Source organism: Prauserella isguenensis (assembly GCF_014191605.1).
GTDB lineage: Bacteria > Actinomycetota > Actinomycetes > Mycobacteriales > Pseudonocardiaceae > Prauserella > Prauserella isguenensis.
Genome location: NZ_JACHWU010000003.1, coordinates 284,072 through 303,828, shown reverse-complemented (window position 1 = coordinate 303,828; position 19,757 = coordinate 284,072). Strand labels below are relative to the sequence as shown.

General features: G+C 70.3%; 21 protein-coding genes and 1 riboswitch. Of the genes, 9 read left to right on the top strand and 12 right to left on the bottom strand.

The window, feature by feature from the left end; translation table 11 throughout:
* Positions 1-30: 30 nt before the first annotated feature.
* Complete coding sequence (thrC, locus tag FHS23_RS14165; protein ID WP_183654750.1) at positions 31-1,293, bottom strand: threonine synthase; 1,263 nt, start codon at positions 1,291-1,293, stop codon at positions 31-33.
* Positions 1,294-1,306: 13 nt separating this feature from the next.
* A riboswitch (SAM riboswitch) is annotated at positions 1,307-1,439 on the bottom strand.
* Between the two features lie 113 nt (positions 1,440-1,552).
* Here thrC and holA point away from each other — a divergent pair.
* Positions 1,553-2,533, top strand: a complete 981-nt coding sequence (holA, locus tag FHS23_RS14160; RefSeq protein ID WP_183654748.1) for a DNA polymerase III subunit delta — start codon at positions 1,553-1,555, stop codon at positions 2,531-2,533.
* 232 nt (positions 2,534-2,765) lie between these two features.
* Here the strand turns inward: holA and rpsT are convergent, their stop codons facing one another.
* The gene (gene rpsT / locus FHS23_RS14155) at positions 2,766-3,026 is read right to left on the bottom strand and encodes a 30S ribosomal protein S20 (RefSeq protein WP_183654746.1); all 261 of its coding nucleotides are present in this window, start codon (positions 3,024-3,026) and stop codon (positions 2,766-2,768) included.
* Between the two features lie 301 nt (positions 3,027-3,327).
* On the opposite strand from rpsT, the gene FHS23_RS14150 reads away from it, so the two are divergent.
* From FHS23_RS14150 to FHS23_RS14135, 4 genes are all read left to right on the top strand, one after another.
* Positions 3,328-3,552: a hypothetical protein gene (locus FHS23_RS14150; protein ID WP_183654744.1), complete on the top strand. Its 225-nt coding sequence runs from the start codon at positions 3,328-3,330 to the stop codon at positions 3,550-3,552.
* A 30-nt stretch (positions 3,553-3,582) separates the two neighbouring features.
* Complete coding sequence (locus FHS23_RS14145) at positions 3,583-3,969, top strand: VOC family protein (RefSeq protein ID WP_183654742.1); 387 nt, start codon at positions 3,583-3,585, stop codon at positions 3,967-3,969.
* A gap of 126 nt (positions 3,970-4,095) precedes the next feature.
* On the top strand, positions 4,096-5,961 hold the full coding sequence (lepA, locus tag FHS23_RS14140) for a translation elongation factor 4 (protein WP_343053925.1): 1,866 nt from the start codon (positions 4,096-4,098) through the stop codon (positions 5,959-5,961).
* A 495-nt stretch (positions 5,962-6,456) separates the two neighbouring features.
* Entirely contained in the window at positions 6,457-7,509 is a 1,053-nt protein-coding gene (locus tag FHS23_RS14135; protein ID WP_183654738.1) for a nitronate monooxygenase, read from the top strand.
* 55 nt (positions 7,510-7,564) lie between these two features.
* Here the strand turns inward: FHS23_RS14135 and FHS23_RS14130 are convergent, their stop codons facing one another.
* On the bottom strand, positions 7,565-8,683 hold the full coding sequence (locus FHS23_RS14130; protein WP_183654726.1) for an alpha/beta fold hydrolase: 1,119 nt from the start codon (positions 8,681-8,683) through the stop codon (positions 7,565-7,567).
* Between the two features lie 111 nt (positions 8,684-8,794).
* On the bottom strand, positions 8,795-9,760 hold the full coding sequence (locus FHS23_RS14125) for a zinc-binding dehydrogenase (RefSeq protein WP_183654724.1): 966 nt from the start codon (positions 9,758-9,760) through the stop codon (positions 8,795-8,797).
* Positions 9,761-9,792: 32 nt separating this feature from the next.
* Between FHS23_RS14125 and FHS23_RS14120 the strand changes: the two genes are divergently transcribed.
* The 4 genes from FHS23_RS14120 (at position 9,793) to FHS23_RS14105 (ending at position 11,741) form a co-directional block, all read left to right on the top strand.
* Positions 9,793-10,023 carry a hypothetical protein gene (locus FHS23_RS14120; protein ID WP_183654722.1) on the top strand — a complete coding sequence of 77 codons (231 nt, stop codon included), beginning with the start codon at positions 9,793-9,795 and terminating at the stop codon, positions 10,021-10,023.
* A 10-nt stretch (positions 10,024-10,033) separates the two neighbouring features.
* Positions 10,034-10,456, top strand: coding sequence for a ribonuclease domain-containing protein (locus tag FHS23_RS14115; RefSeq protein ID WP_183654720.1), 423 nt, complete (start codon positions 10,034-10,036; stop codon positions 10,454-10,456).
* A gap of 2 nt (positions 10,457-10,458) precedes the next feature.
* Positions 10,459-10,839 (top strand): barstar family protein, encoded by a 381-nt coding sequence (locus FHS23_RS14110; protein ID WP_183654717.1) that lies wholly within the window; start codon positions 10,459-10,461, stop codon positions 10,837-10,839.
* Positions 10,840-10,907: 68 nt separating this feature from the next.
* Positions 10,908-11,741 (top strand): phosphatidylinositol-specific phospholipase C/glycerophosphodiester phosphodiesterase family protein, encoded by an 834-nt coding sequence (locus FHS23_RS14105; RefSeq protein WP_183654716.1) that lies wholly within the window; start codon positions 10,908-10,910, stop codon positions 11,739-11,741.
* A 101-nt stretch (positions 11,742-11,842) separates the two neighbouring features.
* Here the strand turns inward: FHS23_RS14105 and FHS23_RS14100 are convergent, their stop codons facing one another.
* The 8 genes from FHS23_RS14100 to FHS23_RS14070 form a co-directional block, all read right to left on the bottom strand.
* The gene (locus tag FHS23_RS14100) at positions 11,843-12,610 is read right to left on the bottom strand and encodes an enoyl-CoA hydratase family protein (protein WP_183654712.1); all 768 of its coding nucleotides are present in this window, start codon (positions 12,608-12,610) and stop codon (positions 11,843-11,845) included.
* Between the two features lie 41 nt (positions 12,611-12,651).
* Entirely contained in the window at positions 12,652-13,335 is a 684-nt protein-coding gene (locus tag FHS23_RS14095; protein ID WP_343053922.1) for a sirohydrochlorin chelatase, read from the bottom strand.
* A gap of 65 nt (positions 13,336-13,400) precedes the next feature.
* A complete protein-coding gene (locus FHS23_RS14090) occupies positions 13,401-14,696 on the bottom strand; it encodes a sulfate adenylyltransferase subunit 1 (protein ID WP_183654705.1) in 1,296 nt (431 codons plus the stop codon).
* A gap of 2 nt (positions 14,697-14,698) precedes the next feature.
* Positions 14,699-15,619: a sulfate adenylyltransferase subunit CysD gene (gene cysD / locus FHS23_RS14085; RefSeq protein ID WP_183654688.1), complete on the bottom strand. Its 921-nt coding sequence runs from the start codon at positions 15,617-15,619 to the stop codon at positions 14,699-14,701.
* A gap of 11 nt (positions 15,620-15,630) precedes the next feature.
* Positions 15,631-16,335: a phosphoadenylyl-sulfate reductase gene (locus FHS23_RS14080; protein ID WP_183654685.1), complete on the bottom strand. Its 705-nt coding sequence runs from the start codon at positions 16,333-16,335 to the stop codon at positions 15,631-15,633.
* Entirely contained in the window at positions 16,332-16,460 is a 129-nt protein-coding gene (locus tag FHS23_RS23260; RefSeq protein WP_228726678.1) for an Insertion element protein, read from the bottom strand. Before FHS23_RS23260 ends, FHS23_RS14080 begins: the two co-directional genes overlap by 4 nt.
* Positions 16,461-16,489: 29 nt before the next feature.
* Positions 16,490-18,172 (bottom strand): nitrite/sulfite reductase, encoded by a 1,683-nt coding sequence (locus FHS23_RS14075; protein ID WP_183654682.1) that lies wholly within the window; start codon positions 18,170-18,172, stop codon positions 16,490-16,492.
* 496 nt (positions 18,173-18,668) lie between these two features.
* A complete protein-coding gene (locus tag FHS23_RS14070) occupies positions 18,669-19,685 on the bottom strand; it encodes a hypothetical protein (protein ID WP_343053920.1) in 1,017 nt (338 codons plus the stop codon).
* Positions 19,686-19,757 lie beyond the last annotated feature (72 nt).

Below are 19,757 nucleotides of genomic sequence, written 5' to 3'. Positions count from 1 at the left end.
GACCGAAGCGGGAGGGCAGCGGGAGAGGGCTCAGCCGCCGAGGATCTCGTTCACGGCGGCGGCCGACGGTGCGACGGTCGCCTTCGGGCCGATCTTGTCCTCGACCGCGTCGAGCGTCTTCAGACCGTCACCGGTGATCAGCAGGACGGTCTCGGCGTCCGGGTCGATCTTGCCGGCCTCGATGAGCTTCTTCGCCGTCGCGACGGTCACACCACCCGCGGTCTCGGTGAAGATGCCCTCGGTGCGGGCCAGCAGCCGGATCCCCTCGACCACCTCGTCGTCGGTGACGTCCTCGATCGCGCCGCCGGTGCGGTTCACGGTGTCGAGCACGTACGGCCCGTCGGCCGGGTTGCCGATCGCCAGCGAGCGGGCGATCGTGTCCGGCTTCACCGGCTGGACGACGTCATGGCCGTTGCGGAACGCGGACGAGACGGGCGAGCAGCCGCTGGCCTGCGCGCCGAAGATCGTGTAAGGCGAGTCCTCGACGAGGCCCAGCTGGGCGAGCTCCTTGAAACCCTTGTCGACCTTGGTCAGCTGCGAACCGGACGCGATCGGCACCACGATCTGCTCCGGCAGGCGCCAGCCGAGCTGCTCGGCGACCTCGAAGCCGAGGGTCTTCGACCCCTCGGAGTAGTACGGCCGCACGTTGACGTTGACGAACGCCCACGATTCGTGCTCGGCGGCCAGCTCCGTGGCCAGGCGGTTGACGTCGTCGTAGTTGCCGTCGACGGCGAGCAGCGCGCCGTCGTAGACCGCGGTGGTGAGGATCTTGGCCTGTTCGAGCGACGACGGCACGAGCACGACCGACTGCCATCCCGCGCGTGCGGCGGCGGCCGCCACGGCGTTGGCCAGGTTTCCCGTGGACGGGCAGGCCAGCGTGTCGAAACCGAACTCGCGGGCCGCGGCGAGCGCCACGGCGACCACACGGTCCTTGAACGAGTGCGTCGGGTTGCCGGTGTCGTCCTTCACCCAGAGACGCTTCACGCCGAGCGCCTTCGCCAGGTTGTCGGCCCGCACCAGCCGCGTATAGCCGGGTTCGGTGTTCGGGATCTCCTCGACGTTGGACGGCACGGGGAGCAGCTTCTTGTAGCGCCAGATGTTGCGCGGCCCGGACTCGATGTCCTCCCGGCGGACCCTCCCGAAGTCGTAGCCGACCTCGAGCGGCGAGAAGTCCTCAGCGGAGACGAACTCCGGGGCGAGCGGCTGGCGGTGCCCCTCTTCCTTCGACACCAGTTCGACGGCCGGACCGAGGTCGACGGCGGTGTTGGTGGAGGGGGTCAGGGCTGCAGTCATCGCGAGGTTCCTTTCCTCATCTGCCCCGCTGGCACGGGTCGGAATTAGCACCGTTGTCGTCAGCTACCTCGCGGAATCGAGATGACAGGCTGACGCCGGTTGCCGGGGCTTCTACGGGCCGTTCCCTCTGCCCCTCTTGATGAGCGGTATTCGTTTATCCGCCGTATGCCTGCGCGGCGTGTTCGGTAACCACACTAAGCCATGGCGATCAGTCCCGGCCATGCCGTTGCAATCCATGTCACCGTGGCAGGATCTGGGTGTGACCGCGTCCTCCGCCGCTCCCGCGCCTCTGCACCTCGTGCTGGGCGACGAAGAACTGCTCGTAGACCGGGCGGTGCACGCCGCCGTCGGTGCGGCCAGGGCCGTGGACGAGACAGCCGAACTGACGCGGGTGAAGGTGTCCGATCTCACACCGCCGGAGTTGGCCGAGCTGGTCAGCCCGTCGCTGTTCAGCGAGGGCCGCGTGATCGTGCTCGAACAGGCCCAGGACATCGGTCAGGAGCTCGCCGATGCCGTGCTGGCGTATCTCAAGGACCCGGCAGGGGGCGTGACCCTCGTCGTCGTGCATTCCGGGGGAGGCCGGAGCAAGGCCGCGAAGTCGCTGCCCACGACGCTGAAGAAGGCCGGCGCCGAGGTCACCGAATGCGCCAAGATCACCAAACCCGCCGAGCGCGAGGCGTTCGTGCGCGCGGAGGTCAAACGGGCGGGCGGGCGGATCGATGCGGCAGGCGTATCCGCCCTGGTCGACGCCGTCGGCTCGGACCTGCGGGAGCTCTCGTCCGCGGCGACCCAGCTCGTGGCCGACTCGGGCGGCAAGGTCGACGAGGAGGCCGTGCGCCGGTACCACCGCGGCAAGGCCGACGTCACGGGGTTCCTGGTCGCCGAGAAGGCGGTCGGCGGAGACCGGGCGGCGGCGTTGGAGACCTTGCGGTGGGCACAGCAGATCGGCGTCCCGCACGTGCTCATCGCCGACGCGCTCGCCGACGCGGTACGCACCGTCGCCCGCGTGTCGGCCGCGGGCAGGGGAAATCCGAACCAGCTGGCCGGCGAGCTCGGCATGCCGCCGTGGAAGATCCGCAAGGCACAGGGCCAGACCCGCGGCTGGAACGCGGCAGGGCTCGCCGCGGCCATGCGCACCGTCGCCCGTGTGAACGCCGAGGTCAAAGGCGCGGCGGCCGACCCCGACTACGCCCTCGAACGCGCCGTCCTCGATGTCGTCGGCGCGAAGCAGAGCCGCTGACCGGGGACGACGAGCCTCGGTGCCGGGCGCTGCACCCCGGAACCCGCAACACGGCCCTGGAACCCGCAACACGGCCTCCGGAACCCGCAACACGGCCCCTGGAATCCGCAACACGGCGCCGAAGACACAGTCGCGCGTCAGCGGGTCGCTGGGGCGTGCGACGGGTGGGCGCATCACGAAGCCCCGGCTCCGTGACGGAACCGGGGCTTCGCATGAGCCGAGGAGTGAAAGCTCAGAGCTGGTTCACGCGCTGGGCCATGGCCGACTTCTTGTTGGCGGCCTGGTTCTTGTGGATGACGCCCTTGGTGGCGGCCTTGTCCAGCTGGCGGCCCGCGGCGCGCTGCAGCTCGACGGCCTTGTCCTTGTCGCCGGCGTCGACGGCCTCGCGGAACTTGCGGATCGAGGTCTTCACCGCGGACTTGACCGACTGGTTGCGCTGACGGCGCTTCTCGTTCGTCTGGATGCGCTTCATCTGGGACTTGATGTTGGCCACGAGGTGACTCCTTCACGTTCGGCCGTGTCCTACGGCGGTTCGATTCGCTGTCGCGCTCGTCTCGGCCCCGGCTGAGCCGGGTTTCCTCCCTGGCGGAATGCCGCACGGCAGCGGTGGAAGAGTTTATCAGCGCCCGGTGAGCCGCTTGCGTGCGGAGGTAAGCCCGCCCGCGGACAGCACCTAGGGTTCCGCCGCCTCCCGCCCGCTCCCGCAGGAACGTTCGCCGACACCGCTGCGCGGGGCTTCAGGCGACGCGCTGGACCACGCGCTCAGCAGGCTCTGGGGCGAACACCGTGGTGCTGTGGTGCTGGTCGGTCGCCTGTCCCCGGTGGCGTACCTGCTGGTGCTGTTCGCGATGCGGCTCGCGCCGGTCATCCTGGTGGCACCGATGCGGGAGGTGAGCATCGGGCCTGGCGGGCCTGGCGGGCCTGCGGGGTGGCTGCTGCTGGGCGAGCCGCACGGCCGCAGGTGGCGGGCGGGGTCGGTGGTGGTGCTCGCGGGGATCACGGCGATCGCGCTGGCGTGAGGCCCGGCCGACGTGTGAGACCCTGCGGCCATGGACGTGCTGAACAGCCGCATCCTGCTGCAGCCGCGGGACCCGGAGGTCACGACCGCTTTCTACCGCGACACGCTGGGACTGGCGATCTACCGGGACTTCCCCGGCGGAACCGTGTTCTTCCTCGGCGGCGGCCTGCTGGAGATCGTCGGCCGTGCGAACTCCGGTCCGAGCGAGGACATGGCGCTGTGGTTGCAGGTCCGCGACCTTCCCGCCGAGCTGGAGACCCTCCGGCGACGGGGAGTGCAGCCCGAACGCGACGCGCGGCGCGAACCGTGGGGACTCGACGAGGCGTGGCTGCGGGACCCGGACGGCGTGCGGATCGTGCTGGTGCAGGTCCCGTCGGACCATCCGCTGCGGACCGACGTCCGGCCATCGGACGGCTGACGCCGGGCGCCCGGCGGCCGCGGCTCCGCCGCTGACCTCGTCGGACGCGGCGGCCTCCGGAGGAACCCCACGGTCGACGGCATGGGACCATGGGGAAGGCCGTCCACGAGCGATCCGAGGAAACGAGTGACAAAGAACCGCCCGTCCGCCGAAAAGACGTTCACGCCGCCGGAGTTCATCCGCAACTTCTGCATCATCGCCCACATCGACCACGGCAAGTCGACGTTGGCCGACCGGATGCTGCAGCTGACCGGCGTGATCGAGCAGCGGGTCATGCGCGACCAGTACCTCGACCGCATGGACATCGAGCGGGAACGCGGCATCACGATCAAGGCGCAGAACGTGCGCCTGCCGTGGCACGTCGACGGCCAGGACCACGTCATCCACCTGATCGACACCCCGGGGCACGTCGACTTCACCTACGAGGTCTCGCGCGCGCTCGAAGCCTGTGAGGGCGCGATCCTGCTGGTGGACGCGGCCCAGGGCATCGAGGCGCAGACGCTGGCCAACCTCTACCTCGCGCTCGAGAACGATCTGCAGATCATCCCGGTGCTGAACAAGATCGACCTGCCCGCGGCCGAACCGGAGAAGTACGCCGCCGAGCTGGCGAACATCATCGGGTGCGAGCCGTCCGACGTGCTGAAGGTGTCGGCGAAGACCGGCGACGGTGTCGAGGAGCTGCTGAACGAGGTCGTGCGACAGGTGCCGCCGCCGGAGGGCGACGAGGAGGCGCCCGCCCGCGCGATGATCTTCGACTCGGTGTACGACACCTACCGCGGCGTCGTGACCTACATCCGTGTCGTGGACGGCAAGATCACCCCGCGCGAGAAGATCCGCATGATGTCGACCGGCGCGACGCACGAGCTGCTCGAGGTCGGCATCATCTCGCCCGATCCGAAACCGTCGGAGGGGCTCGGCGTCGGTGAGGTCGGCTATCTCATCACCGGCGTGAAGGACGTCCGGCAGTCGAAGGTCGGTGACACGGTCACGTCGGAACGGCGCGGTGCCGAGAAACCGCTCGCCGGGTACCGCGAACCGCAGCCGATGGTCTTCTCCGGGCTCTACCCCGTCGACGGCTCGGACTACCCGGTGCTGCGTGACGCGCTCGACAAGCTGCGGCTCAACGACGCCGCACTGTCCTACGAGCCCGAGACGTCGGTGGCGCTCGGATTCGGTTTCCGCTGCGGCTTCCTCGGCCTGCTGCACCTCGAGATCACCCGTGCCCGTCTCGAGCGGGAGTTCGGGCTGAACCTGATCTCCACGGCGCCGAACGTCGTCTACGATGTCTTCCTCGACGACGGCACCGAGCACGTCGTCACCAACCCGTCGGACTGGCCGACCGAGGGCAAGATCGCCGAGACCCACGAGCCGATCAGCAAGGTGACGATCATCGCTCCCTCGGAGTTCGTGGGGGCGATCATGGAGCTGTGCCAGGGCAAGCGCGGCACGATGCTCGGCATGGACTACCTGTCGGAGGATCGGGTCGAGCTGCGGTACCAGTTGCCGCTCGCCGAGATCATCTTCGACTTCTTCGACTCGCTGAAGTCCCGCACGCGCGGTTACGCCTCGCTCGACTACGAGGAGGCCGGTGAGCAGACCGCCGAGCTGGTGAAGGTGGACATCCTGTTGCAGGGCGAGGCCGTCGACGCGTTCTCGGCCATCGTGCACAAGGATTTCGCCTACAGCTACGGCAACAAGATGACCAAGCGGTTGCGCGAGCTGATCCCGCGGCAGCAGTTCGAGGTGCCGATCCAGGCCGCGGTGGGCTCCCGCATCATCGCGCGCGAGACGATTCGTGCGATCCGCAAGGACGTGCTCGCCAAGTGCTACGGCGGTGACATCTCGCGGAAGCGCAAGCTGCTGGAGAAGCAGAAGGAAGGCAAGAAGAAGATGAAGACCGTCGGCCGGGTGGAAGTGCCGCAGGAGGCGTTCGTCGCCGCACTGTCCGCTGAGGACGGCGAAAGTGGCGACAAGGGCAAGGGCAAGAAGTAGCGAATCGCGTCCGATTCGGACCGTCCGATCGCGACATCCGTGGTCGCGGGCGCCGGTGGTGATCGCTCTCTCGCGCCGGGAGGCCGCAACGGTCCCCCGGGATCGCGAGGCCTCCGCCCGTCACCGGGACGGCGAGCGCACTCGCGGCGAGGCTTGCGCGTCGCCGACGCTTCGCGGCGAACCGGGGCCTGCTGCTTCGCGGTCATGCGTCCTCTTCCTCTCGGGTGGTGCGCGAAGGCATCCCGCGGATGAGCGGCAGCCTGCACGGCTCCGCACAGCCCACTCGCACCAGTCCACTCGCACTTCGGCGGACAGGGTCAGCGGACCCGAAGCGAGGTGTAGCTCAGGCGGGTGACGATGGGTCATCACGGCGTTACGTTGGCGGCTCGTACGTCACATGATCGCGAGCCGGCGTGTGCTGTCCCCCGGGTCGCGCGCCGGTGGCATTCCGATACCGCATCGAGCCCCGGCGGCGCCCGTTCGTACGATGTGGGCATGTTCGAGTCCTTGCGCGTCCCGGTGGTCGCGGCGCCGATGGCCGGCGGTCCGTCCACTCCGGAACTGGTCACCTCGGTCGTGCGGGCAGGTGGCTTCGGGTTCCTCGCCGGGGGCTACCTCACGGCCGCGACGCTGGCTGATCAGATCCACAAGACCCGTGAGCTCGCGGGAGAGACGTTCGGGGTGAACCTGTTCGTCCCCGGCGTGCGGTCACTGGTCGACGTGACGTCGTACGCCGACCGGCTACGCGGAGAGGCCGACCGTTACGGGGTCACACTCGGTGCGGGCAGGTGGGACGACGACGGCTACGCGGCGAAACTGGACCTCGTCGTCGAACGGCGGGTGCCGGTCGTGTCGTTCACCTTCGGCACGCCGCTCGCCGCCGACATCGAGCGGCTCCACGAGGCGCGTGTGACCGTCGTGGTGACCGTGACGACGCCCGACGAGGCGCGCGAGGCGGCTGCGGCCGGCGCGGACGTGCTGTGCGTCCAGGGCTTCGAGGCCGGCGGGCACCGGGCCGTGTTCACCGACGACGCGAGCACCGACGGCGGCGGCCCGTTGCTCGGCCTGCTCTCGGCGATCCGCCTCATCGGCGGCGAGACCGACCTGCCCCTGGTGGCGGCGGGTGGGCTGGTGCACGGCGCCGACGTCGCGGCGGTGCTGTCGGCGGGGGCGGTCGCCGCCCAGCTGGGCACGGCGTTCCTGCGGGCCGACGAGGCGGGCACCAACGGCACCTACCGCGCGGCCCTCGACGCGGGCGGGCGGGCGACGGCGATCACGCGCGCGTTCAGCGGCAGGCCCGCGCGCGGGATGGAGAACCGATTCCTGCGGGAGAACTCGGCGGGCGCGCCCGCCGCGTATCCGCAGCTGAACAACATCACCAAGCCCGTGCGGGCCGCGGCGACCGCCGCGGGCGACCCCGAGGCGGTGTCCCTCTGGGCGGGGCAGACCTATCCGCTGAGCGGGTCGGGTCCCGCGGGGGAGATCGTCGCTCAGCTCGCCGACGAGGCACGGGAGGCCGCGTCCGCGGCCGCACGGCGCTTCGGCTGAGGTGGTTCGGCCGCGGTGCTGCTGCCGAGGCGCCGCCGCCCTACCCGTCAAGGGGTCAGCCCACCGCGCCCGACAGCAGCCCGGCCCGGGCGTTCCGCCGCCCGGACGGCGGCCGTTCGGCCAGGGCGCTGCCCGCGAAGTAGTGCAGCGCCTCCGTGAGTCCGTGCGGATCGTCGAGCTGCGGGCAATGCCCCCAGTCCTCGCGGACCAGCAATCTGCTGTGTGGCACGAGCGAATGCAGGCGACGGCCCGCGTCGGCGTTGACCAACCGATCCCGGCCACACGCGACGACGAGCAGCGGCAGCGCGATCCGTTCGAGCTCGTAGGCGTCGTCGAGCTCGGCGATCAGGCGGGCGACCTGCTCCAGGCGCTCGCCGGTCGCCTTGAAGTCCGGGAACAGCTCGACGAACCGTGCGACGTGCTCGGCCGCCGCCTGCTTCGAGTCGGCGTACAGCAGCCGCGGCACGACCTGCTCGGCGATGCCCCGGACGAGGAAGCGGGGGACGGGCACGGGCAGCGATGTGGCCAGCCGGGCGAGGGGATTCCTCGCGACACCGCGCACGAGCCACGAGTCGGAGAGCCCGGGCGCCGCGATCGAGGCGACGCCCGACAGCGGCAGCGACGGGTTCTGGGCGGCCCGTAGGGCCATCGTGCCGCCCAGCGAGTTGCCCGCCAGCACGACGCCGCCCAGTGCGGACTGGTCCGCTACGACGGCGGCGGTGAACACGTCGAGCTGCGGCAGCATCGCCCCGGACCGCAGGGCCGAGGCCTCACCGGAGCCGGGCAGGTCGACCGCGATCGCGGCCACGCCCGCGCGCGCCAGTTCGGTCAGTACCGGACGCCAGGTGTCGGCGCTGTCGCAGTAGCCGTGCAGTAGGACGAGGCGGGGTGCGTGGCGCAGGCGGTCGTCCGACCGCATGCGGAAGCGTCGTCCCGCGGGGCGTTCCACGGGCCGGGGCCCCGCTTCGAGGACGCGGGTCGAGAAGCCACCGAACCGGCGGTAGCCGGAGCGGATCTCGACGTCGAGGTCCTGGTCCGGGCCCGCGCCGGGGTCGCCGGTGCGGGCCGCGGTATCCGGAGGTTCCGGGGACTCCGGAGCGTCGGACGCGTCCGGAGTCCCCGGAACCTCGGCTGCTGCCGGGGAGCCCGATGCCTCCCGCCGGGATGCGATCATGGCACCAGGCTAAACACAGATCGCGGTTTCGATCTCCGTAATTAAGGTCACGAAACGATATCGTAGCTCTCCGTGTTCGGAGTTTCGCCTGGTCAGCGGTGTCTTCACGGGTCAGCGTGTGAAAACGATCTTGCCCGACGTCCGACCTTCGAGCATGTCCTCGAAGCCCTTCCGGGCGTCGTCGAACGGCAACTCGGCGCCGATCTGCGGCCGGATGCCCGCCAGCTCGGTGTAGGCGAGCAGGTCGGCCAGCTCGTCGCGCGTTCCCATCGTCGAACCGGCGACCCGCAGCTGCAGGAAGAAGAGGCGCTGCAGTTCGGCGCTCGCGTCAGGGCCGCTCGTCGATCCAGACACGACGATGATGCCGCCCGGTTTGAGCGACTTCATCGAGTGCGACCACGTGGCCTTGCCCACCGTCTCGAACACGCCGTCCACGCGTTCGGGCAGTCGGGCGCCCGATTCGAACGTCTCGTGCGCGCCGAGGCGCTCGGCCAGGGCTCGCTTGTCCTCGGTGCGGCCGGTGACCCACACGCGCAGGCCCGCCGCCCGACCGAGCTGCACCAGCGCGGTCGACACGCCACCGGAGGCGCCCTGCACGAGCATCGTCTGCCCGGGGCGCAGACCCGACTTGACGAACAGCATGCGGTACGCGGTGAGCCACGCGGTACCCATCGTCGCCGCGTCGGACATCGACAGGCCCGCGGGCTTCGGGACGACGTTGCGGGACGGCACCACGACCGCGTCGGCGAACGTGCCCTGGTGCTTCTCGGTCAGCAGGGTGCGCTTCGGGTCCAAGGTGTCGTCCCCGCGCCACGACGCGTCGTTGACGACCGAGTGGATGACCACCTCGGTGCCGTCGTCGAGCACGCCGGCACCGTCGCAGCCCAGGATCATGGGGAACTGCTCGCTCTTGATCCCGACCCCGCGCAGGGTCCAGATGTCGTGCATGTTCAGGCTTGCGGCTTTCACATTCACCTTGACCCAGCCCTCGGGCACCTCCGGGTCGGGGCGCTCGCCCACGACGAGGGAGGCGAGGGGGTCGTCGGCATTGGCTTCGTTGGCATAGACGGCGAACATGGCGTCAACGTACCTGCAGTAGGCTCGCGGTTGTGTTCGACGGAGTTGCCCGCTGGTGGGACGGGTTCGAGCTCTGGCTCGCGCAGCAGTGGTTCCCGTTGCAGTTCGTGCTGGTCGTGGCCGTGCTGCTGCCGATCTGCGCCGCCGCGACCTGGCTGCTCGGCCGTGGTGTGGATTTCGCCATGAACGTCATCGGCCGGCTGCGGCCCGGGCGGCCGGACGAGCAGGCCGGGCGGCCGAACGGCGGCCGTCGGCGTTCCTAGGGAGGCGCGCGTGTTCTCGCGCAGGCGTATCAGTGTGGCGTTGGCCGGGCTCATCCTGCTGGCGTTGGGTGGCTGGCTGGTGGGGGAGCTCACCGGGGGCGGTGACGCCTCCGGCGGAGGCGGTAGCCTGCCGGGCGCGGAATCCGGTTTCGAGGTGGTGGCCCTCGCCGACCTGCCCCCGGAGGCCGAGGAGACGTGGGAGCTCATCGAACGTGGTGGGCCCTTCCCGTACCCCGAACGGGACGCCGCGGTCTTCGGCAACCGGGAAGGGTTGTTGCCCGAGGAACCCCACGGCTACTACCACGAGTACACGGTGGCCACGCCCGGAAGCCCGGACCGGGGTGCCAGACGGCTCGTCACCGGCAGTGAGGACGAGCTGTACTACACCGGAGACCATTACGAATCATTCGTCGTCGTCGATACCCGGACCTGACCGTGACTTCCACACCTGCACAGAACCCCGACAGCAGCGCTCTCGTCGCCGACGCCAAGGCGCGCGGCGCGTTCACCTACGTGCTCGACGGCACCGGCCTGACCGACAAGGCCGCGACCCTCGACGCCGTCGCCGAGCTGCTGCGGTTTCCGTCCTACTTCGGCCGGAACCTGGACGCGCTGTACGACTGCTTGACCGACCTGTCGTGGCTGCCCGCGGGGGAGCACGTGCTCGTCTGGGTCGGTGCCGAAGCGCTGAAGCGGGCCGATCCGCGGACCTACGTCGCCGTGCACGGCACGCTCTCGGACGCCCAGCGCGCGCTCGCCGCCGGTGGTGACCGGGTGAGCAGCCGCCGGTTCACTGTTCTGCTGGCCGATTCCTGAGGTTCGCCGGGCGGCCACGATCGCTCGTTTCGATGGGCTCCGACACAGCCGATGTGAAGGAGCCCCCCATGCGCCCGATCCGCGTCACCGTCACGGCCGTTCTGGCCGCGGTGCTCGCCCTGGTCGCGCCTGCCGCGGCCGGTGCCGACCCACGGCCGGACCTCGGCGAACCACTGGCGCAGGCGCACGCGCACAACGACTACGAGCACGACCGGCCGTTGCTCGACGCCCTGGAACACGGCTTCACCAGTGTCGAGGCCGACGTCTGGGCCACCGGCGGCGAACTGCAGGTCGCCCACGACTCCTGGGAGCTCGACCCCGACCGCACGCTGCGCAGCCTGTATCTGGATCCGCTCCGCGACGCCGTGCGCGGTAAGTCCGGCGTCTACCCGGGCTGGAAGGGGCAGTTCCAGTTGCTCGTCGACATCAAGAGCGAAGGGCCGCGTACATGGCGGTTGCTGGAGCGGCAGCTCGCCGAGTACGAGGGCATGCTCACGCGCTACCGCGACGGGAAGGTCGAACCCGGTGCGATCCAGGTCGTGGTGAGCGGCAACCGGCCCCTCGACGACATGGCGGCGGCGACCGAACGGCGCTCGTTCTACGACGGTCGTTCCGGCGACCTGGGCGGCGACCTACCCGCCGAGTTGATGCCGCTGGTCAGCGACAACTGGACGAACCTCTTCGACTGGAGCGGTGAGGGGCCGATGCCCGCGGACGAGCGGGCGCGGCTGCACGACATGGTCGCCCGTGCCCATGACGCCGGTCAGCGGTTGCGGTTCTGGGCGACTCCGGACGCCGCGGGCGAGGGGCGCACCGCGGTGTGGACAGAGCTTCGCGACGCGGGTGTCGACCACATCAACACCGACGACCTCGCCGGGCTACGGGACTTCCTGCGCTCCTGAGGTCGGCCGCGCACGACGACGCCGCGATCGCAGGAGCGACAGCGCAATGCCGCCCCTTCCCCGCAGTGGGGAGGGGCGGCATTGTGTGTTCACGGCGAGGGTCAGGGGGTCCAGCGGGGCGGACGCTTCTCGCCGAACGCCGCGATGCCCTCCTGGCCTTCCTCACTCGCGAAATAGTGCGCCGACAACGCCTGCATCTTCTCCAGCTCGGCGCCCATGGTGCGGCCGCGCTCGCCCTGCAGCAGTTCCTTGGTCGCGGCCAGCGCGGTCGGTCCGCCGCGCACCAGCGAGTCGACATAGGAGGCGACCTTCGCGTCGAGCTCGCCGGGCGGGACGGCCGCGTTGAGCAGGCCCACTTCGGCGGCGCGCGTGGCGTCGAACGTGTCGCCGGTCAGGAACAGTTCGTGTGCCGCACGCGGGGAGAGTCGCGGCAGCACGGTGACCGAGATCAGTGCGGGCACGACGCCGATGCGGACCTCGGTGAACGCGAACGTCGCGTCGGTCGCGGCCACCGCGATGTCGGCGGCCGCGACCATGCCGACACCGCCGGCGCGAGCGGGCCCGGCGAGCTTGGCGACGACCGGCTTCGGGCTCGTCCAGAGCTGCTCGAGGATGGCGGGGAAGCCGTTGACTCCCTGGTCGTCGTGGCCCGCGCCCTTGGCCTCCTTGAGGTCCATGCCTGCGCAGAAGACGGTGCCCGTGTGCGTCAGCACGATCACGCGCGCCCGTTCGTCGTCCGCGGCCCGGGTCAGCGCGTCGGTGAGTTCGCTGCGCAGCTGCGCGGACAGGGCGTTGCGGTTGTGCGGAGAATCCAGCGTGATCGTCGCGACCCCGCCGTCGAGGTAGTAGTGGACGAGTTCGTCAGCCATGCCGAACACTCTGGCATACGCCGACCCGTGCAGGCGGGGCCTCAGGCGGTGCGGACGGCGCCGGTGAGCGCGTCGGCGTAGCGGTCGAGGACGACCGCGGCGACGCGGGGGTCCGTTCCCAGCGGCGCGGCGACGACCGCGCCCGGCGCGGCCTCGGCCGTCAGTTCCCCGATGCGGTCGGGCAGCAGCCCCGGCGCGAAGAACCACGACGCGACGGCGAACCGGCGCGTGCCGTGGACACGGAGCTTGGCGATCGCCGCGGGCACGTCGGGTCGTGCGGCGCTGGCGAAGGCGGCGGCGACGCGTGCGGGACGGCGCCCGTCCCAGCCGCGGGCGATCCGGGCAACGACCTCGTTGGCCGGTGCGTGCGACGAGCCGACGGCGGCGAGCACGACACCGAGGCCGGGATCCGACAGGTCGGCCCCCGCGTCGGCGAGCCGGTCGAGCGCGACGTCCTCCAGCAGCGGGTCGGGCCCGAGGACGTCGGAGACGGTGACCGACAACCGCGGCAGGCGGGTGGTGACCTCGTCGACGAGCGCGGGCAGATCCACCCGGGCGTGATAGGCGTGGCCGAGGAGCAGCGGCACGGCCACGACGTGGCGGTGGCCCTCGGCATGCAGGCCGGCGAGCGCGTCGCCGACCGACGGTTCGGACAGGTCCAGGAACGCCACGCGGACGTCCGGACCGGGGGAGCGGGTGCGCACCACCTCCGCGAGCGCGCGCACGGTAGCCGCAGACCTGGGGTCCCGGCTACCGTGCGCGACGATCAGCAGAGGCGGTTGCGCCACCGTCACGCGTCCTCGGGCTCCGTCACGCCCTTGAGCTGGCTGAACCGGTGTCCGACCAGGCCCGCGGCGAGCGTGTCGCCGTCCTTGGGGTCGATCACGATGAACGCACCCGTGCGCGGGCTCACCGTGTAGTCGTCCACCGGCAACTGCTCGGCCAGTCGCAGGCTGACGTTGCCGATCTCGTTGAGCTCCAACTTCTCCGGAGCGTCCACGATGGACAGCGTCTGCTCGTCGAACCGGGCGTTGAGCTCCTCGACCATGGCCTGCACCGTGCGCGTGCCCTGCTTGACCAGAACACGTGCGCCGGGCTCGAGCTGCTTGCTCGACAGCCAGCACAAGGCGGCCGTGAACTCGTCGGTGACCTTCGGCGCGTTGTCGGCCGCGGCGATCACGTCGCCGCGCGTGATGTCGAGGTTGTCGGAGAGCACCACGGTGATCGACTTGCCGGTGCCGGCCTCGTCCAGCGAGCCGTCGGCGGTGTCGACGCTCTGGACCGTCGACTTCAGGCCCTGCGGCAACACGACGACCTCGTCACCCGGCCGAACCGTGCCCGCCGCGATCTGGCCCGCGTAACCCCGGTAGTCGGGGTACTCCGACGTGCGCGGACGGATGACGTACTGCACCGGCATGCGGAACGGCGCCTCGTGCGGGTCCGGTGCGACCGGAACCTCCTCGAGGTGCTCGAGCAGCGTCGGGCCGGAGTACCACGGAGTGTTCTCCGACTTGGTCGCCACGTTGTCGCCCTGCAGCGCCGACACCGGGACGGCCAGCACCGTGCCCTCGGCATAGCCGAGCGACGTCGCGTGTGCGGCGAACTCCTTGGCGATCACGGTGAACGCGGCCTCGTCGTAGTCGATGAGGTCGACCTTGTTCACCGCCAGCACCAGCCGCGGCACACCGAGCATCGCCAGCACGGCCGCGTGCCTGCGGGTCTGCTCGACGACACCGTTACGGGCGTCGACCAGCAGCACACCGAGCTGCGCGGTCGACGCGCCGGTGACCGTGTTGCGGGTGTACTGCACGTGCCCCGGCGTGTCCGCGAGCACGAAGCTGCGATTCGGCGTGGCGAAGTAGCGGTACGCCACGTCGATCGTGATGCCCTGCTCCCGCTCCGACCGCAGACCGTCGACCAGCAGCGACAGGTCCGGGGTCGTCATGCCCTTGTCGACGCTGGCGCGCTCGATGGCGTCCAGCTGATCGGCGAGTACGGACTTGGTGTCGTACAGCAGCCTGCCGACCAGGGTCGACTTGCCGTCGTCGACACTGCCCGCCGTGGCGAGCCTCAGCAACGAGCTCATGGTTAGAAGTACCCCTCCCGCTTGCGGTCCTCCATGGCGGCCTCGGACATGCGGTCGTCGGCACGTGTCGCACCACGCTCGGTGAGGCGGCTCGCCTGGACCTCGGCGATGACCTCGTCGACCGTCGAGGCGGTGGATTCGACGGCGCCGGTGCACGAGCCGTCACCCACGGTGCGGTAACGCACCATCAGCTCGTGGACCTCCTCGTCGTCCCGCGGACCGCCCCACGGGCCCTCGGTCAGCCACATGCCGTCGCGGCTGTAGACCTTGCGCTTGTGCGCGTAGTAGATCGACGGCAGCTCGACCTGCTCGCGCGCGATGTAGTTCCAGACGTCGGCCTCGGTGAAGTTCGACAGCGGGAACACCCGGACGTGCTCGCCGGGCCGGTGCCTGCCGTTGTAGAGGTTCCACAACTCAGGGCGCTGCCTGCGCGGGTCCCACTGGCCGAAGGCGCTGCGGAGGCTGAAGATGCGCTCCTTGGCGCGGGCACGTTCCTCGTCCCGGCGGCCACCGCCGAACACGGCGTCGAACTTGTTGTCGGCGATCGCGTCCAGCAGCGGCTGTGTCTGCAGCGGGTTACGGGTGCCGTCGGCCCGCTCGGCCAGCCTGCCGTCGTCGATGTAGTCCTGCACGCTGGCCACGACCAGGCGCAGCCCGTACTTCTCGACGACGTGGTCACGGAAGGCGATGACCTCGTCGAAGTTGTGGCCGGTGTCGACATGCAACAGCGGGAACGGCACCGGTGCGGGCCAGAACGCCTTGATCGCCAGGTGCAGCAGCAGCGTGGAGTCCTTGCCACCGGAGAAGAGGATCACGGGACGATCGAATTCGCCCGCCACCTCACGGAAGATGTGAATGGCTTCCGATTCCAGCGCCGCGAGATTGTCGCGCGCCGCATCGGCCGCGGCCTCAAGTGTGGTCATGACATCCTTCCTCAGGCGTGCAGCCCGCACTCAGTCTTGGACTTGCCGGCCCAGCGACCACTGCGTGGGTCGGCGCCCGGCGCGACCTTCGCGGTGCACGGGGCGCAGCCGATCGAGAGGTATCCCTCGTGGACCAGCGGATTCTGCAGAATCCCGTGCTCGTCGATGTAGCCGTTGAACTCGTCGTCGGTCCAGGCCGCGATCGGGTTCACCTTCACCAGGCCATTGCGATCGTCCCATGTCACGATCGGCGTGTTCGCTCTGGTGGGTGCATCCACGCGACGGACACCCGTGATCCAGCAGGAATAGCCGGCCAGCGTGTTCTGCAGCGGAACGACTTTCCGCAGGTGGCAGCACTGGTTGGGGTCCCGGTCGTGCAATTTCGGACCGTATTCCGCGTCCTGTTCGGCCACGCTCTGCTCGGCCTGTGCGTTGACGATGCGCACATCGGGATAGATCGTCGCCACCGCGTCACGCACGCCGAGTGTTTCCGCGAAATGGTAGCCCGTTTCGAGAAAAAGCACATCGATGTCCGATTTGACCTTGGTGACGATGTCGACCAGAACGGCGTCCTGCATATTCGACGCGACGATCAGATCGTCGCCGAATTGCTCGACCGCCCACCGGATCGCCTCGTCGGTGGTGGCCTCCGCCAGTTCGCCTGACGCTCGTTCGGCGAGAGCCTGCAGCTCCTCGGCCGTCCTTGTCGCGGTCATCGCTTTACCTCCGGAATGCGCAGTCCGATGAAGGTCACTGTGAACACCCGCCGACAGGACGTGCACAGCCATGCACCGTCGTCTTCCGGACGGAGATCCTCGTCGGCACAGTACGGGCAGTGCATGGGCGTAGCCCTCGAGGAAGTGGCCTCACTCACGTGAGATCGGCTTCCTCTGCGCGCACGACCCACTGGGCGAACCGCTCGCCCTCACCGCGCTGCTTCAGATAGTTCCTCACGACCCGCTCCACATAGTCGGTGAGCTCGTCGCTCGTGACCTTATGACCACGAAGTTTACGGCCGAATCCCGCGTCCAGCCCGAGGCCTCCACCCAGGTGTACCTGGAAGCCCTCGACCCGGTTGCCGTCGGCGTCGGTGACGATCTGGCCCTTGAGGCCGATGTCGGCCACCTGGATCCGCGCGCACGAGTTCGGGCAGCCGTTCAGGTGCACGGACACGGGGTCGTCGAGGCCGTCCTGCAGGTCGGCCAGTCGCTGCTCCAGCTCGGCCACCAGATCCGAGGCGCGCTTCTTCGTCTCGACGATCGCCAGTTTGCAGAACTCGATGCCGGTGCAGGCCATCACGTTGCGCCGCCACGGCGACGGCGTCGTGTCCAGGCCCGCCTCGGCCAGCTCGGCCTGCAGCGTGGCGACCTCGGACTCCGGCACGTCCAGCACGACCAGCTTCTGCTGCGGGGTCAGGCGCACCCGGCCCGAACCGGCGCGCTCGGCGGCCTTCGCCGCCGACAACAGCAGCGACCCGGACGCACGGCCTGCGACCGGCGCCCCGCCGACGTAACGCAGGCCGTCGGTCTGCTCGTGCACGCCGATGTGGTCGATCGGCCGCTCCGGAATCTTCGGGGCCGGGCCGTCGATGAGCGTGCGCTTCAGGTACTCGGTCTCGAGCACCTCGCGGAACTTCTCCGGACCCCAGTCCTTGACCAGGAACTTGATGCGGGCACGCGAGCGCAGCCGCCGGTAGCCGTAGTCACGGAAGATGCTGATGACGCCTTCCCACACGTCCGGCACCTCGTCCCGCGGCACCCACACGCCGAGGCGCTGGGCGATCATCGGGTTGGTCGAGAGACCGCCGCCGACCCACACGTCGAACCCGGGGCCGTGCTCGGGGTGCTCGACACCCACGAACGCGACGTCGTGGATCTCGTGCGCCACGTCCGGCTGACCGGAGACGGCCGTCTTGAACTTCCGCGGCAGGTTCGCGAAGGTCGGGTCGCCGACGAACCGGCGCTTGATCTCGTCGATCGCGGGCGAGCCGTCGATGACCTCGTCGGCGGAGATGCCCGCCACGGGGGAGCCGAGGATGACGCGCGGGCTGTCGCCGCAGGCCTCCATCGTCGTCATGCCCGCGTCCTCCAGCTTCTGCCAGATCGTGGGCATGTCCTCGACACGGATCCAGTGGTACTGGATGTTCTGCCGGTCGGTGATGTCGGCGGTGTCCCGGGCGTAGGTCTGCGAGATCTCACCCAGGACGGCGAGCTGCCGGGTCGTCAGTGCGCCGCCGTCGAGCCGCACCCGCAACATGAAGTACTTGTCGTCGAGATCCTCGGGCTCGAGCGTGGCGGTGCTGCCGCCGTCGATCCCGGGCTTGCGCTGGGTGTAAAGGCCGAACCACCGGAACCGGCCGCGCAGGTCACCCGGGTCGATGCCGTCGAACCCGGTGTGGGCGTAGATGTTCTCGATGCGCTCCCGCACGTTCAGCGGCGCGTCGTCCTTCTTGGAACGTTCGTTGGGGTTGAGCGGCTCGCGGTAACCCAGGGCCCACTGGCCCTCCCCGCGGCGCTTCTTCGGGCGGGCGGGTCGGCCTGTCTCGGCGGCCATGGCGGTGTCCTCCAGGGCGGTGTGTTCGGCGGCGGTTCGGGCTGGGCGTTCGGGCGGCCGGGGTCGTGCGGGACGACCGGGGCGGTGCTGCCGCTCGTGACCGGTGCCGGGACGTGCGCGCGGTGGGGCCGGATGGGCGTCGGTGACCAGGGGCCGTCCTGGCGGGCGTGGGCGATGTGTGAGGCATCGGCCTGCGCCGGCAGGCGGACCGGGTGCGGCCCGGTGCGCGCTCGACGTGCGGCTGGGCAGGGAGCGGCGCGTCGCGGTCAGGACCGGCACAGACTGCTGGAGACACGCAGGTAGTCCACGTGGCGTCGTACCACGAGGGCCACACCGGCGGTCGTCACAGTCACGACGGTTACCTTGCCACGGTGTTCACAGGGTGGTCCAGGGACGTCCGCATCGTGGGAGCAACGTCACCTGCGACGATGCCGCTCGTGCCCTCGGCGGCACTGCGGAGCCCCTCGGCGGCACTGTCGGGCGTTCGCACCCCGGATCAGGGTGCGGGGTGGAGGTGACGTTCGGCGGCGCGGACACCGGCCCGGCACGCCTTCGCGAGTGCGCGGTGCCGCCGGGTACGCGCCAGCAGCCCCAGGGTGCGCAGGTCGTCGCCCGGGGTGCCGCTCCGCGCGTCGACGGACAGCCGCCCGCCCGAGACCCTCCCGGCCAGCGACCACGTCTCCCATCGTTCGAGATCCGGCATCGTGTAGTCGTAGCCGAACACCAGCGCGCTCGGTGCCGGCGGCGGCGGTTCACCGGTCAGGTCTCGCAGTCCCGTGACGCCAGTCGGTGCCGCGGCGTGCGGTGTGGCATCGACGTCGACGTCGACGCTGCGCAGTTCGGGGGCGCGGAGTGAGCCCGGGGCGTCCGCCGTGGCGGTCACCAGCAGTCCGTGCCGGGCGGGGTTCGTCCGCTCGGGCGGGTGCGCCTCCTCCGGGGAGCCGGGGCCCGCGGCCGGGCCGGTCAGCTCCACGACGATCCGGGGCAGCCACCACCAGTTCTCGCGGCGCAGCAGCACGCTGTCGGCGAGGGTGCGCGACGGCGGGTACTTGACCAGTTCCTGGTCGAGCAGTTCGTCGGTGAACAGTTCGCCCTTGAGGTCGTCGACGATCCGCACGGTGCCGCTCGCGGCGACGCCGGTCCGAACGGGAGCTTCCGCCGCGGCGCCGGCGCCACCCGACCCGGCGCCACCCGACCCGGCGCCACCCGACCCGGCGGCACCCGCCCCGGGAGCACCCGCGTCAGCGGGCAGTGAGCGCGAGTCGGTCACGGCGAACACGGCGGCGTCGGCCTCGCGCAGGCCCGCGACCTCGTCCGCCCGCGCGTAGGGCAGGGCGGCGCAGAGCGTCGGTGTGGCGGAACCGGCGCCGCGCACCACGGGCGTCACGGCGATCGCGGCGGGAGTGCCGTCGGGGTTCGTCCAGCACAACTCCGCCGTGACGGCACGCCGCCAAGCCTCCCGCAGCCGGTCCACCGTCGCTTCGCCTCCACAGTCTCCGAGCGCGGGATTCACGCCGCTCTTACCTCGCCGGTCGCACTGCTGTTACCGTCCCACGTCGCCTGACCACCGTGTCAACGTCGCTCA